The organism is Paenibacillus sp. FSL L8-0435, assembly GCF_037965655.1.
Lineage (GTDB): Bacteria > Bacillota > Bacilli > Paenibacillales > Paenibacillaceae > Paenibacillus.
Map to the genome: position 1 here is coordinate 635,440 of NZ_CP150185.1, position 13,544 is coordinate 648,983.

Annotated in this window: 15 protein-coding genes; 14 read left to right on the forward strand and 1 reads right to left on the reverse strand. The window is 46.2% G+C overall.

Annotated features, from left to right (window positions below; translation table 11 throughout):
• The first annotated feature begins 347 nt into the window (after nucleotides 1-347).
• The 7 genes from coxB (at nucleotide 348) to NST33_RS03040 (ending at nucleotide 6,314) form a co-directional block, all read left to right on the forward strand.
• Nucleotides 348-1,400: a cytochrome c oxidase subunit II gene (coxB, locus tag NST33_RS03010; protein WP_047840266.1), complete on the forward strand. Its 1,053-nt coding sequence runs from the start codon at nucleotides 348-350 to the stop codon at nucleotides 1,398-1,400.
• 32 nt (nucleotides 1,401-1,432) lie between these two features.
• Nucleotides 1,433-3,322: a cytochrome c oxidase subunit I gene (ctaD, locus tag NST33_RS03015; RefSeq protein WP_047840265.1), complete on the forward strand. Its 1,890-nt coding sequence runs from the start codon at nucleotides 1,433-1,435 to the stop codon at nucleotides 3,320-3,322.
• On the forward strand, nucleotides 3,319-3,945 hold the full coding sequence (locus tag NST33_RS03020; RefSeq protein WP_047840264.1) for a cytochrome c oxidase subunit 3: 627 nt from the start codon (nucleotides 3,319-3,321) through the stop codon (nucleotides 3,943-3,945). The genes ctaD and NST33_RS03020 overlap by 4 nt, the downstream gene beginning before the upstream one ends.
• Before the next feature lie 3 nt (nucleotides 3,946-3,948).
• A complete protein-coding gene (locus NST33_RS03025) occupies nucleotides 3,949-4,269 on the forward strand; it encodes a cytochrome C oxidase subunit IV family protein (RefSeq protein ID WP_036613178.1) in 321 nt (106 codons plus the stop codon).
• Between the two features lie 108 nt (nucleotides 4,270-4,377).
• The gene (gene ctaG, locus NST33_RS03030; protein ID WP_221825744.1) at nucleotides 4,378-5,301 is read left to right on the forward strand and encodes a cytochrome c oxidase assembly factor CtaG; all 924 of its coding nucleotides are present in this window, start codon (nucleotides 4,378-4,380) and stop codon (nucleotides 5,299-5,301) included.
• A gap of 34 nt (nucleotides 5,302-5,335) precedes the next feature.
• Nucleotides 5,336-5,800 carry a DUF420 domain-containing protein gene (locus NST33_RS03035; RefSeq protein WP_221825738.1) on the forward strand — a complete coding sequence of 155 codons (465 nt, stop codon included), beginning with the start codon at nucleotides 5,336-5,338 and terminating at the stop codon, nucleotides 5,798-5,800.
• Nucleotides 5,801-5,942: 142 nt separating this feature from the next.
• Nucleotides 5,943-6,314, forward strand: coding sequence for a hypothetical protein (locus tag NST33_RS03040; protein WP_036613171.1), 372 nt, complete (start codon nucleotides 5,943-5,945; stop codon nucleotides 6,312-6,314).
• Between the two features lie 110 nt (nucleotides 6,315-6,424).
• On the opposite strand, the gene NST33_RS03045 is transcribed toward NST33_RS03040, so the two are convergent.
• The gene (locus NST33_RS03045; protein WP_221825739.1) at nucleotides 6,425-6,754 is read right to left on the reverse strand and encodes a hypothetical protein; all 330 of its coding nucleotides are present in this window, start codon (nucleotides 6,752-6,754) and stop codon (nucleotides 6,425-6,427) included.
• 213 nt (nucleotides 6,755-6,967) lie between these two features.
• On the opposite strand from NST33_RS03045, the gene NST33_RS03050 reads away from it, so the two are divergent.
• The 7 genes from NST33_RS03050 to NST33_RS03080 all read left to right on the forward strand — a co-directional run bounded on the left by NST33_RS03050 (nucleotide 6,968) and on the right by NST33_RS03080 (nucleotide 13,062).
• Nucleotides 6,968-7,681 (forward strand): hypothetical protein, encoded by a 714-nt coding sequence (locus NST33_RS03050; protein ID WP_221825740.1) that lies wholly within the window; start codon nucleotides 6,968-6,970, stop codon nucleotides 7,679-7,681.
• A gap of 89 nt (nucleotides 7,682-7,770) precedes the next feature.
• Nucleotides 7,771-8,160, forward strand: coding sequence for a GntR family transcriptional regulator (locus tag NST33_RS03055; protein ID WP_036613231.1), 390 nt, complete (start codon nucleotides 7,771-7,773; stop codon nucleotides 8,158-8,160).
• Nucleotides 8,161-8,175: 15 nt separating this feature from the next.
• Nucleotides 8,176-9,072, forward strand: coding sequence for an ABC transporter ATP-binding protein (locus NST33_RS03060; protein ID WP_221825741.1), 897 nt, complete (start codon nucleotides 8,176-8,178; stop codon nucleotides 9,070-9,072).
• 20 nt (nucleotides 9,073-9,092) lie between these two features.
• Complete coding sequence (locus NST33_RS03065) at nucleotides 9,093-9,995, forward strand: ATP-binding cassette domain-containing protein (RefSeq protein WP_036668607.1); 903 nt, start codon at nucleotides 9,093-9,095, stop codon at nucleotides 9,993-9,995.
• Nucleotides 9,988-11,283: an ABC transporter permease gene (locus NST33_RS03070; protein ID WP_339306701.1), complete on the forward strand. Its 1,296-nt coding sequence runs from the start codon at nucleotides 9,988-9,990 to the stop codon at nucleotides 11,281-11,283. Before NST33_RS03065 ends, NST33_RS03070 begins: the two co-directional genes overlap by 8 nt.
• A 97-nt stretch (nucleotides 11,284-11,380) precedes the next feature.
• The gene (locus NST33_RS03075; protein ID WP_221825693.1) at nucleotides 11,381-11,659 is read left to right on the forward strand and encodes a hypothetical protein; all 279 of its coding nucleotides are present in this window, start codon (nucleotides 11,381-11,383) and stop codon (nucleotides 11,657-11,659) included.
• 182 nt (nucleotides 11,660-11,841) lie between these two features.
• Nucleotides 11,842-13,062 (forward strand): TraB/GumN family protein, encoded by a 1,221-nt coding sequence (locus NST33_RS03080; protein WP_221825695.1) that lies wholly within the window; start codon nucleotides 11,842-11,844, stop codon nucleotides 13,060-13,062.
• Nucleotides 13,063-13,544 lie beyond the last annotated feature (482 nt).

Here is a 13,544-nt window from a genome sequence, read left to right on the forward strand (position 1 = left end):
AAAATTTTCAAATGTAGAGTGTAATACTTTTAACTGAAATCGTTTGCAAATCAAGTTGCAGAGCGGTTTTTTACATAAAGTGAACAATTTGTGAACATGTGTCCAAAGATTGACAAAATCATACCCTCAACTTATATTTAATAAGTGATTGAAGCATATAGAATGAATTGGAAGAATGCGCAGACATGCCCTGAGCAGGAAATCACGGGAGTACTGGAAGCGTTATTTTTGGAAGCGTTCTGTATGATGAAGAGGATTATGCGTATCGTGCTGAAACGTACCTTTTGTTGCCTTTCTACCGAACGACAACGGTAATCTACGAAAACGTAAAAAAGTGGGGTAGATCAATGATGAAACAGTGGCAGGTTGCAAAGCGAATTCTCCCCTTGCTGGCGGTGTTCTCTTTGCTGCTATCCGCATGCGGGCGGGAAGACTTGTCGGTAATGAAACCTCAGGGTCCTGTAGCGCAAGGCCAATATGATCTGATGAAGTTATCCATCGCGATTATGATCGTGGTGCTCATCATTGTATTTGCCATAGCGGCCTATGTTCTGATCCGGTTTCGCAGACGAGCCGGGCAGACTGAGATGCCCGAACAGGTTGAAGGTAATTTCAAGCTGGAAGTAATATGGACAGCCATTCCGTTATTGCTGGTTATTGTTCTGGCAGTACCGACGGTCCAAACGATTTTTGCCCAAGGCGAAGATCTGTCCAATGACAAAAACGCACTTAAGGTCCAAGTCACCTCGCATCAGTACTGGTGGGAATTCACTTATCCTCAATATGACGTAACCACCGCTCAAGATCTCATCATCCCGACCGGAACCAAAATCGCATTCGAATTAAAAACCGCTGACGTGCTTCACTCCTTCTGGGTGCCGTCACTTGCGGGCAAAATGGACACAAACCCGGATGGAACACTTAACAAGTTCAGTTTCTCTGCACCGAATGAAGGCGTTTACCGCGGTAAATGTGCCGAGTTATGTGGCAGATCACATGCTTTCATGGAGTTTAAGGTAAAAGCAGTGAGTCAGGAATCGTTTGACAGATGGGTGAACCAGATGAAAGCACCCGCAGTCCTTCCTGAAGATACTCAATTGGCCGAAAAGTTCAAAACAAACTGCCTTTCTTGCCACGCTGTTGGTGATCAAGGTGGACCGGTTGCACCTAACCTGACGGGAATAGGCGGCAAGGAATCTGTCGCAGGCATTTTGCTGAATTCTCGCGAGGGACAGGAAGAAGGTAGTCCGGTACTGGATAACATGAAAGAATGGCTCCATGATCCACAATCCGTGAAGCCGGGCAATACCATGCCGAATCCCAAAGATCTTGGGTTGACGGATGAAGAAATCGACGGAATTGCCGAATATCTGGCCAACTACAAATTGGACTATGAATAGAACAGCAAGGACGAAGAAGGGGGTACACAACCTTGGCTCATGCGCATAGCGTCAAGAGGTACAGGGGCTTGATGGATTGGATCACCACCGTCGATCACAAAAAAATCGCCATTCTCTATTTGGTTGCGGGTGGATTTTTCTTTGGAATCGGCGGCATTGAAGCCATTTTGATTCGGATTCAACTGATGAAGCCTATGAATGATTTTGTATCGGCACAGGTCTTCAACGAATTGATTACAATGCATGGAACTACGATGATTTTCCTTGGTGTCATGCCACTTATTTTTGCCATAATGAATGCTGTCGTGCCTTTGCAGATCGGGGCACGGGACGTTGCTTTCCCGTTTCTTAACGCGCTGGGTTTCTGGACGTTCCTGTTTGGTGGGTTACTGCTGAACCTGAGCTGGGTTATGGGTGGAGCGCCGGATGCAGGCTGGACCTCATATACGCCGCTTTCGGGCAGTGAGTACAGTGGAACGCATGGTGTGGATTTCTACACCATCGGCCTTCAGATCGCGGGTCTGGGAACGCTCATCGGGGGCATTAACTTTCTCGCAACGATTATTACTATGCGTGCTCCAGGCATGTCCTACATGCGGATGCCAATGTTTACATGGACAACATTTATTACATCTGCCATTATCCTTTTTGCGTTTCCTGCCATCACGGTAGGGCTTGTACTTTTGACGTTTGACCGTATACTGGGAGCGAATTTCTTCGATGTCGCAGGTGGCGGTAACCCCGTACTCTGGCAGCACATCTTCTGGATCTTCGGGCACCCGGAAGTATACATTCTGATTTTGCCGGCATTTGGTATTATCTCGGAGGTTATCCCGACCTTCTCGCGTAAACGATTGTTCGGATACAGCTCCATGGTATTTGCCACCATCCTGATTGCCTTCCTGGGCTTCATGGTATGGGCGCATCACATGTTTACAACAGGTCTGGGTAATGTAGCCAACGCGCTTTTCTCCATCTCCACGATGTTGATTGCCGTACCTACCGGGATCAAAATCTTTAACTGGCTCTTTACGATGTGGGGTGGACAGATCCGTTTTACAGCGGCAAACCTGTTTGCAGTTGGTTTTGTCCCAACCTTCGTTATGGGTGGCGTTACAGGCGTTATGCTGGCATCTGCTCCGGCAGACTTCCAGTTCCATGATACGTACTTTGTTGTAGCCCACTTCCACTACGTTATTGTAGGGGGACTCGTACTTGGATTGTTCTCAGGATTACATTACTGGTGGCCGAAGATGTTCGGACGTATTCTCAGTGAAACACTGGGAAAATGGACGTTCTGGACGTTTATGATCGGTTTCCAATTAACGTTCTTTGTACAGCATTTCCTCGGTCTGATGGGGATGCAGCGCCGGATCGTTACATATTTGCCGAATCAGGACTTTGACCTGCTCAATCTGGTCAGCTCCGTCGGTGCGTTTCTAATGGGTGTTGGGGTTATCATGTTCCTCGTGAACATCGTAATCACAATGAGAAAACCGGCTGGTGCGCCAAACGATCCATGGGAAGACGGCCGTACACTGGAATGGTCTATTCCATCTCCGCCGCCGGAATATAATTTCAAGCAGACGCCGCTGGTACGCGGAATTGATGCATATTGGAAGGAAAAAATGGCAGGACATACGGAGATGACACCGGCAGAACCTGTAGGTTCGATTCATATGCCTTCAGCAACGCCGTTGCCGTTTGTAATGTCAGTAGGTATCTTTATCGCCGGACTTGGCTTGATGTTCAGTAACGATGAATTTGGTAATGCATTTATGAACGTCATTTTTAACAATTATATTGTAGTTATTATTGGTCTCGTAATCACATTTGGTGCAATGGCACTTCGTTCACTTTATGATGATCATGGCTGGCATATTGAACCGGAGGATCAGGATGAGAAGGGGGCTAGAACATGACAACCTCACATGCCGAACCGGTGAACGACAAATTGCCGCATGAACCGGAGAAAGCAACGCTGGAAGGCCGTAACAAGCTTATCGCCTTCTGGCTGTTCCTTGGCGGCGAGACGGTACTGTTCGGTACACTCTTTGCTACCTTCCTGGCTCTTCGTGGCCAAACCAATGATGGACCTACGGCGAATGAACTGTTCCACCTGCCACTCGTGGCCGCTGCAACTTTCATTCTCCTGGTCAGTAGTTTGACGAGTGTATTTGCGATTCAGGCCATGCATAAGGGTAAGCGAGATGCATTGGCGTTGTGGCTTGGCATCACGGTAGTACTTGGTATGGGATTTCTCGCACTGGAAATCTACGAGTTCTACGAGTATGTGAAACATAAAGAATTTGGCATGACCACGAGTGCATTCAGTTCAGCATTCTACACACTGGTAGGGTTCCACGGAGCCCACGTTGCTTTTGGTATTGTGTGGATCGGAATCATTATCGGTCAGCTGTTCAAAAAAGGATTGACGGTCGTAACCGCACCTAAAGTATACGTCTCCGCAATGTACTGGCACTTTATTGACGTGGTCTGGGTGTTCATCTTTACGGTCGTGTACCTGCTCGGAAAGGTGGGGTAACACATGTCGGCACAGGATAAGACAGATCAACAGCCTGTGAAACACCGTCACCGGACGGAAGGGCCACAGAAACACGTCGTGGTGTTTATCTTCTCCATTATTCTCACGCTGATTGCGTTTGCGGCTGCTTCTGCCGGAGGGGTCAACACAACCTTTATCATTATTATTTTGCTCGTCATGGCTATTCTTCAAGTATTCGTTCAGTTGGGTTATTGGATGCACTTAAAGGACAAAGGGCACTTAATGCCGATTCTGTTCATGGCCTTTGGCTTTTTCGTAGCCTTTACGTGCATCATTATGGCACTCTATTGGGTCTGGTGGTAAAAGAGATGGCGGCGGCGCATTGCCGCCGTCTTTTCCCCTTTTTGGCGAATGAATCTTCACAAAGTAATGAAGGCAACAACCAAATCAGGTCACGGGGAGGTTTCCCGTATGCTCGGGTTGCAATATTTTAGCTTCAACGATTTATGGAGTCCGCTTATATTGGCTTTATTTCTGATCATTGCTGCGGCTTATTTGGTGCTTGTGGGACCGTTAAGCGAGCAAATAAAGGATGCAGAACCTGCGAGTGCTGCACAGAAAATCATGTTTATTACAGGGTTGTTTGTCCTGTATCTGGCTCAAGCTGGACCATTTAATCTGCTTGGTCACGTGATGTTTAGCTTCCACATGGTGAGCATGGCGTTCTCCTATCTGGTAGCTCCGCCGCTGATGATGAAAGGTTTGCCGATATGGGTATGGCGCAGAGTCGTACGCTGGTTGCCTACACGTCAGCTATCGTTCCTGGCTCATCCAATCGTTGCGGCAGTGCTCTTTAACGGGCTGTTCTCGCTGTATCACCTACCGATTGTACATGATTACGTCATGCTGAATTTTACCGTTCACCGGTTGTATTATATTGCATTGTTCATCACCTCGATGCTCATGTGGTGGACATTGCTGAATCCGTTGCCAGAAGGCAGACAAGCATCGGGGTTATCCAAGATCGGTTTTATTTTTCTGAATATGGTACTGCTCACGCCTGCGTGTGGATTGATTATTTTTGCGGCCGAGCCGTTGTATCAGACGTACAGCAACCCGGCAGTATGGGCTGAAGCAATGCGGTATTGTGTGTCTGGAGATTCTACGGCGTTACTTCGCTCATTCGGTGGGCCTGCGTTCTTCAACTTCCTGTCTTCTGCGAAAGAAGATCAGCAGGTCGGTGGCATTGTCATGAAGTTTATTCAGGAAGGAATCTTTGCCTCCATGCTGGCTTATGTCTTTTTCCAATGGTATCGGAAAGAGAAGCAGGAAGATGATGATGATTCGTATCCTGCAGGGGACACAGGGGGGCCGCTCAATCCGGCTGCCAAATAATGAAGTAATGTTCTGACAAGAGGGGGAACACACGATGGATATGTATTTTTGGCTACCAACGATCAGTACTTCTTTCATTGTGATTAGTGCAGTGCTGGTAGGGATTGGATGGGTACTGATTATTCGGGGTAAGCGTAAGGCTCATCAGTCCGCCATGGTAGCAGGTGCGATTGCAGCTCTAATCTTCTTTGTGATCTATATGTCGCGCACGGTATTTGTGGGCAATACAGCTTGGGGTGGGGACCCAGATCTGGAGATCTTTTATCGGATATTTCTGATCTTTCATATTATCTTGGCTACCGTGGCAGCGATATTCGGCATCTCCACACTGGTGCTGGGGTTCAAAAAGAAGTTCGGAACACATCGCCGCTGGGGCAAGTTCACGTCCATGATCTGGTTCGGATCAGCGTTAACGGGTGTTGTTGTGTATGTTCTTCTATATCTCTTATATCCTGGTGGTCATACACGTCCGGTATGGGAAGTTATCCTCGGCGTATAAAAGTATAGATATAACCTCCGGTTACTTGGGCGTGCGTCACTATAACCTTCCGAAAATATGAAAATGGACTAATCTAATAGACGATTCGTCCACGCTTCCTCTCTCATTCATTCATAGAATGATTTCGAGAGGGGGAAACAAAATGAAAAAAACAGTCAACGTCAGTCAAACGTATCCACGTCTTACCGTGTATTCAGAAGAGAACTACAGAGGGAGAAGCCGCATCTATCGTGGCAACACGGGGCTCCGCAACCTGGACAATATTTTGGATGGGGTGGAGAGCCTGCGCTTTTTCTCAACAAGTTCCAATGCAACACTGGTTGTGTTTACACGTCCTAACTTCCAAGGTGGATTCCGGGTCTTCCGAGGCAACACCAACTTGAGAGATTTGGATGATCTTATCCGTGGCAATGATGTGGAATCCCTGATCTCCACCAATCAACGGTTAACGCTGGCTCAGATTCGTGCAATCCGCAGGGATCGCAGTCTGCCTAGTGGCTACAACCTCGTTTAATCGTAAGACCTCTTCTGTAAACAGGTGCTAGAGAACGGCAAAGGGCTGTACCCGAATTGTGTTTACACAATAATGGGTACAGCCCTTCTTTTGTGTTTGCCGAATGAAGTCTAATCCCCGCCACCTCCACTGTCTCCGCCACCGCTATCTCCACTGCTGTCGTTGCTGCTACCACTATCGCTGTTGTGATGAGAATGTGTGCCTGATGAAGAATCCGAATCATGATGTTTGTGATCCGGTGTGTGTCTGGCATGTCGATCGTAGGAGTCATCTCCCATAATGACCGGGTATCCCGAAGCAGAGTCCGTATAACCGTTGTTACGGCGAATGCGGTGTCTGCCTTTTTTGGCAGAATGACGATGAGGTTCATCCCGGAGGACCAACCAGATAACGACGATAAGGAAAAGGAGTACAAATCCGATCTCTACCAACCAATCCATAGCTGTAACCTTCCTTTCTTTGATTCGGTACTATAGTTTATTTTAACGTAAATTTGAAAAGTGTCCCATCCCATCTTCCTGATTCAGGAAATTTAGGGGTTGACGGGATGAGAATTTGGTCTGTATACTGTGTATATTGATATATACAGTAAACACAGTGAACACAGTAAGCAAGATGAGTGAGTGAATGACAGGTGAAAGGCAGGCATGCATATGAACGAATGGAAGCAGGCGTGGTGGTTGACCCGCAGCCAGACGAGTAAGGATAAGCTCCAATGGCTATGGTCTGCATTATTCATGATATACACTGGCAGCATGAGCGGTGTGATGTTTTTAGGACAACAACAGACAGAAATCATTAATCCAGTAGTGGATTCCTTCTTTTTAATCATGTTGCCATTTCAAGGGTTCATGTTCTGCAGGCGTTCCTTTCGTTACATACAGGAGGATTCTTATACGCAGATGCTGGCCTACTATCGTAGAATTCCCATCCCTGAACAAGTGGTGATGTGGTCCAGGCTACAGCAGTCTCTGATGGCGTTTACGTACAATGGAATCTTTTTCTACGGATCGTTATACGTGGTTAACTTTCATGCCGAAGGATTCCGATGGGATCAGTACCTGGCCTTCAGCCTTACCTGTACAGGTTATGGCCTTTTGGTAACAGGATTGTATATTTACGGTGAGTTTCTGAACAGTGGCAAGAAATACTTGCTTCTCAGTACGCTTTTTATACCCATCGCCATTGGCATATCCATACTGATTCGAATGTCAGGCAGTTACGGATTACGGATTGTAATGGATGGAAGTAAATCATGGGGGCTACTTTCCCCGATCATGTGGATTGCTCTGGTGGCTGGCGTAGCGGGATTATGGCTGTTTAGTCGCTTGACGCTGAAGAAGCTGGTTCATCGGGATTTGAATTAAAATGAGAATTGAGCTTATGTACGAATACAGGATGAAACCGGCACGGTCAGGTAACAGACTGGAGTGTACCGGAGGGCGAGGTGCAAGATGTGAAAATACCCATTCAAATTAATGAAAATAGCGCTGAACCTTTATATCACCAAATTGAAAATCAGTTAAGATCGTTAATAATTACGGGTCAGTTGGGGGAGGGAACACATTTGCCGTCCATTCGTGAGTTCGCCGGAGCACTGAATTGCAGTGTTATTACGGTTAGACGGGTCTATCAGGATCTGGAGAATGAAGGCTTGCTTCGTACGAAGCAGGGGACAGGGACATTTGTGGCCCAAGTAGAAGCCGGCGATAGAGAAAATTATAGATTAAAGGCCGCACAAGAAGCGATGCAGGCAGCGGTGCAGTCCGGGAAATCGGTAGGCTGTACGGAAGAAGAGATGGAGAGCCTGTTCCGGGAAGTCCTGAAGGCTATTTACGTGAAGTAAGGGAGTGATTCATACGTGGAACCCATAGCAATCCAGTTGAACGGCGTATCCAAAATGCGAAAACGCAGAGTTATTGGCCCAATTGATCTGACCATCCCGGAAGGGTATATAGTGGCTATTCTCGGTCACAACGGTTCAGGCAAAAGCACCCTCCTTAACATGCTGCAGCAAGTGGTGCTGCCAGATGCTGGGCAGATTATATGGTTTGGTCAGGAACATGATGGGCCACTTCCCATTGAACTGAGACAACAGATTGGTTTTGTGGCAGATAACGCTGGTTCAGAAGAGAACCGGATAACAGCACAGGAAGCAGCCCATTTCCGGGCGTACTGGTACCCACGTTGGGATATGAAGTTGTTCGACCAACTGATTCAGGATATGGAAGTACCTGTTGATGTGAAGCTGAACAAGATGTCCAAGGGAGAGCGGCGTAAATTTGAGATTGCAGCTGCAATTGCAGCTCGCCCAAGACTATTGCTTTTGGATGAGCCTTCGTCAGGATTGGACCCCTTTGCCTGGAAAGTGATGGTTGAGCAGTTCCGTACCTTCATGGCAGGTGGTGACACCACGATTCTGATTGCCACACATATTGCGGACGAAGTCAAAAGGCTTGCGGATTACATCGTATTGATGCACCGTGGTCAGTCGCTGGGGATGGCCGAGAAAGATATGGTGCTCGATCAGTGGAAGGAAGTCTGGTATGAAGGAGACTTAAGGCCAGAGAGCATCCCTGGTGTTGTGGAATCTTCTTTGGAAGAGGGCGGTCTGGTTCGCGTAATTACAACCCGGGTCAGCGAAGCGCAGGAAAGGCTGGAGCTGTCGAATAACCGAGTATTGAAAATCCGTAACTTGGAATTGGATGAAGTGCTGGCATTCTGGATTGCCGGGTATGCACCCGTACAGTGGAAATAACCGAAGGGAGACGATAAATGATGAACCGATTGGAATTGAAGCAAGTCGTCAAGCAATATGCAGACAAAACAGCCGTTAATGGAGTCACGCTCAATGTAAAAGAGGGGGAGATTTACGGATTGCTCGGAGCCAATGGTGCAGGTAAAACAACAACAATGCGCATGGTGCTCGGACTGATTCACCCGGACGGAGGGAATATCCTGTACAACGGCAAGCCCTATAATACGGAACTGCAACAGATTATGGGTTATCTTCCGGAAGAGCGCGGATTGTACCCGAAGGTGAAAGTCAGCGAACAGATTAATTACCTGGCACGACTTCGTGGCATGAATGGTAAGGACGCAGATCAGAGCCTCAAGTACTGGCTGAATCGGTTTGAGGTACCTGAGTATTACGATAAAAAGATCGAGGAGTTATCCAAAGGTAATCAGCAGAAAATGGGCTTTATCGCGGCTGTAGTGCATAGACCGCAGATTCTCATTCTGGATGAAGCGTTCAGTGGACTGGATCCTGTCAACGTGGAATTACTCAAGTCCACCGTCAAAGAATTGCGTGACGAAGGTACAGCAATCCTGTTCTCAACACACCGTATGGAGCACGTTGAAGAGTTGTGTCGTCAGATTACCATTCTGCATCGTTCCAACACAGTCGTACAAGGAGAGATCAAGGAGATCAAGAGCCGGTATCCGCGTGAACAGGTATTCCTGGGTACGATTGGTAGTGTGGAAGGACTCGAACAGTTGTCTGGTGTGAAGAAAGTCGAGCGGAATGAGCGCGGTTACCTGATACATATTAGTCAGGTGGAAGCGGCTCAAGAGATTCTGAGAACAGCCATGACTCAGACGACAGTGGAACACTTTGAACTGAAGGAACCAACGCTTAACCAAATCTTTATTCGTGAGGTAGGTGAGTCGAATGAATAAAATGGGAACGATTACGGGTTTTACATTTAAAAACAAAGTTAAAACGAAATCATTCATGGTGACGACCATTGTACTTGCACTTTTAATTTCAATCGGACTCAATGTCCCGTATTTCATTACCTTATTTAATGGGGGTTCCATCGGTGGAGCTTCAAGCAGTAATCCTGTAAATATCGGTCTTCTGAGTACAGGGCAGCCTGAAGTTTCCGAGAAATTGGAGAGCTTCTCTGCGGCTCAAGGAGATCAGGCCTATCGATTTATTGCCAGTGGTGACAAAGATGAAGCTGCTCTTGCGGCGGATGTGGAAGCAGGGCTTACCGATGGTTATCTGAAGTTTGAATCTGTTTCCGGGCAAGAGTTCCCGCAGCCCATTCTATATTCTGCAGATGACGTATCACCTCAGATCATTGCATCCATTGAAGCGGCATTACAGAGTGTAAAGCTGGATGTGGTTGTGAAGGATGTACTCACAGCGGAGCAGAAGGAACTGATTACAACACCTGTGAAGCTCACCGAGCAAAATTTGAGTACAGATGAGAGCGGAGCAGGTACTGAGTCTGAAGGTGCAATGAGCCCGATTAACTATATTGTGGTGTACTTGCTGATCATCCTGCTGTTTACCTCGACGATGATGACAGGTAACATGATTGCCTCCGAGATCACAGCTGAGAAGAGCTCGCGTATTATGGAGATTCTGATTACGAGTGTATCACCGCTCAGTCAGATGTTTGGTAAAATCATCGGTATTTTCATGGTGGGGATGCTGCAAATCGGGATCTTCGGAGCGGTGGTTGCCGGAAATATCCTGCTGCCGCATAACCGTGCAGTATTAGGTGATTTCAATATGAGTCTGAGTGATGTGAATATTGCGGTTATTGTGTACGGACTCATATTCTACATTCTGGGTTACTTCCTGTATGCCGTGTTGTTCGCTGCCATTGGTTCAATGGTAAGCCGTACTGAAGAACTCGGTCAGGCTGTTCTGCCGATTACAATGTTGTCACTTGTTTCCTTCTATATTGCGATCTTCAGTATTTCTACGCCAAACATTCTGTTGTTGAAAATCGCAAGCTTCATTCCATTCACGTCGCCGACCGCGATTCTGGTACGAATTGGCGCAGGAGTTGCGCCAACTTGGGAGATTCTAACGTCCTTAGCGATTCTCATTGTATCCATTATCGTCTTCGGATGGCTTGCAGCCAAAATCTATCGCACAGGTGTGTTGATGTACGGTAAACGCCCAACCTTCAAGGAATTGTTTAAAGCGATGAAGGCATATAAGATCTAGGTTGAGTGTTTGAAGGTAAGGTGTGTGATGTGGTGGTTAGTGGTGTGCTGTGTCGGTGGTGTTATATTAAATCGAGTTCAGGAGAGGGTTGACGATCATGCAGCAGTTAAAAGGGTTCTATATACAGTTTTTGAGGGAACCTCTGTGGTTTAAAGCATTGATCCTGACTACACTGCTACTTTCCATTGTATTCAGTAGTTCAGCCTTTTCAGAGCAGGTCTATTACCAAAGCATCGCTAAATTAGCTATCGCTATTTTCTTCGTTGCATATGGAGTGAAGCTGGGGGGTAATCGGAAGATTGCTGTAGCGTTCTTTTTCCTGGCAATGATCAGTATCTATTTATCATGGAATAGCTTGGATTTTGCGAATATCTAACATTGAACATATATGACGGTTTCGTATGTATTGTTTCTTATCTAATGAGTGTAATGCAGGGATAAAGTGCTGCTCCGTTTGTGGAGTGGCACCAATTCCCATCTTTAACCGTAGTATCTAAGTATGTCCATTCTATTAAATGTTGGATTGGCAACTATATTCAATAAAGGAGATTACATAATATGAAGAATTGGAAACGCATGCTCTTATCTCTCACAATCTCGGTAGGTTTGCTCGCATCTTCAGTACCAGCTATGGCTGCTCCACAAGGAACTTCCGTCAAGGTTAATGATCAAGCTGTGAAATATGCCACAGGAGCACCAATCCTGGATAAAGGTACGACATTAGTTCCACTGCGGACTACGCTGGATGCCATGGACGTGAAGCTAACAACTGCGACAGATGATACGATCACGGCTGAAGTAGATGGCAAAACGATTACACTCAAAAGTAAGCTTACACGAATCAACGGTGTAACGTATGCGCCAATCCGCATCGTCGGCGATGCTGCAGGTTATGAAGTTCGCTGGGATGCTGCAACGCGCACCGTGCTGTTGGTATCCAAAGGGGGAGCAACTGAAACTGCGCAAACTGGTGGACGTGGCTTCATGTGGGAAGTTGAAAGCAATGGCAACACGGTCTATTTGGTAGGGTCCATGCATATTGCGGATGAGAGCTTCTATCCATTGCGTCCGGAGTTTGAAGAAGCCTTTGCGGAAGCTGATTATCTCGGGGTAGAGATTGATATTAGCAAAGCCGCTGACGAAGAGCAGCAAAAGCTGGTTCTAAGTCTGGGTTCGTATCAGGATGGAACAACACTGAAAGACCACATTTCCAGTGAAACGTATACTAAGCTGGGTGATGTATTGAAGAAAAATGGTCTGGAGTCTAACGCCTTGGATGCATTTAAGCCTTGGGTAGTAGAGAGCACACTTGCAAGTTTGAAGTCCACAACGGCAGGATACGAAGCGTCAGCAGGAGTGGATCTGTATTTCATCCAGAAAGCGATCGAGCGCAAACTTCCAGTTATTGAGTTAGAGAGTTATCAATCTCAACTTGGCATGTTTAACGACTTTTCCAAAGAAACACAAGAGGAAACACTGAAAGCGACAATCGAAAACTTCGACGTGTTGGATAACAGTGTGAAAGAAATGGCTGAGATGTGGAAAACGGGTAATGACGAGCAACTGCTTGAACTGACAAACAGCTTCTCCACTAACGAGGAATATAACAAAGCGATGCTGGTTGATCGTAACATTGGTATGGCGGACAAAATCGATGGTTACTTGAAAAACGGCAAAAGTGAGGAATATTTCATTGTTGTTGGCGCGGCACATTACTTGGGTGATCACGGTATCGTGAAACTGCTTGAGGATAAAGGATATAAAGTAGAACGTAAATAAATATAGATTACTATAGAAGGTAACCCTTTTGTCTCGAATATAAGAGTTGAGAGGGTTACCTTCTTATATATAGAACAAAGACAGATTAAATAAAGAAGATCAAGCTGTAGGATAATACAATTGAACTTAAGAGTTCATTCTAGATTAAAGGTCCTTAATATGGTTAGATCGTGGATTTGATATGTTTTGAAATTAACTCTTTACAAGTGTATGTTCTACATGGTATATTCTATTTCCGGCCAAAAAAACACGAGATACACGGTGCGGCAAGCAAATGAAATAAGCTTCGAAAGAAACTTAAAAAAAGAGCTTGCAAAGTTGGTTCGGACATGATATTATATAAGAGTTGCTGAAGAGAACGACATTCGGTAACAAAAATAAGTTTGATCTTTGAAAACTGAACAACGAGTGAGTAAACATTCTGCTTGCAGAATGAACGCGAAAGTTAGAGACAAGCCTTGGCTTGAATCGACTGGAGCACA

Excerpts from the sequence above, each read along its gene's own strand:
- coxB (WP_047840266.1), top strand. The coding sequence starts at position 348 with ATGATGAAACAGTGGCAGGTTGCAAAGCGAATTCTCCCCTTGCTGGCG.
- NST33_RS03020 (WP_047840264.1), top strand. The coding sequence starts at position 3,319 with ATGACAACCTCACATGCCGAACCGGTGAACGACAAATTGCCGCATGAA.
- NST33_RS03025 (WP_036613178.1), top strand. The coding sequence starts at position 3,949 with ATGTCGGCACAGGATAAGACAGATCAACAGCCTGTGAAACACCGTCAC.
- ctaG (WP_221825744.1), top strand. The coding sequence starts at position 4,378 with ATGCTCGGGTTGCAATATTTTAGCTTCAACGATTTATGGAGTCCGCTT.
- NST33_RS03035 (WP_221825738.1), top strand. The coding sequence starts at position 5,336 with ATGGATATGTATTTTTGGCTACCAACGATCAGTACTTCTTTCATTGTG.
- NST33_RS03040 (WP_036613171.1), top strand. The coding sequence starts at position 5,943 with ATGAAAAAAACAGTCAACGTCAGTCAAACGTATCCACGTCTTACCGTG.
- NST33_RS03045 (WP_221825739.1), bottom strand. The coding sequence starts at position 6,754 with ATGGATTGGTTGGTAGAGATCGGATTTGTACTCCTTTTCCTTATCGTC.
- NST33_RS03050 (WP_221825740.1), top strand. The coding sequence starts at position 6,968 with ATGAACGAATGGAAGCAGGCGTGGTGGTTGACCCGCAGCCAGACGAGT.
- NST33_RS03065 (WP_036668607.1), top strand. The coding sequence starts at position 9,093 with ATGAACCGATTGGAATTGAAGCAAGTCGTCAAGCAATATGCAGACAAA.
- NST33_RS03070 (WP_339306701.1), top strand. The coding sequence starts at position 9,988 with ATGAATAAAATGGGAACGATTACGGGTTTTACATTTAAAAACAAAGTT.
- NST33_RS03075 (WP_221825693.1), top strand. The coding sequence starts at position 11,381 with ATGCAGCAGTTAAAAGGGTTCTATATACAGTTTTTGAGGGAACCTCTG.
- NST33_RS03080 (WP_221825695.1), top strand. The coding sequence starts at position 11,842 with ATGAAGAATTGGAAACGCATGCTCTTATCTCTCACAATCTCGGTAGGT.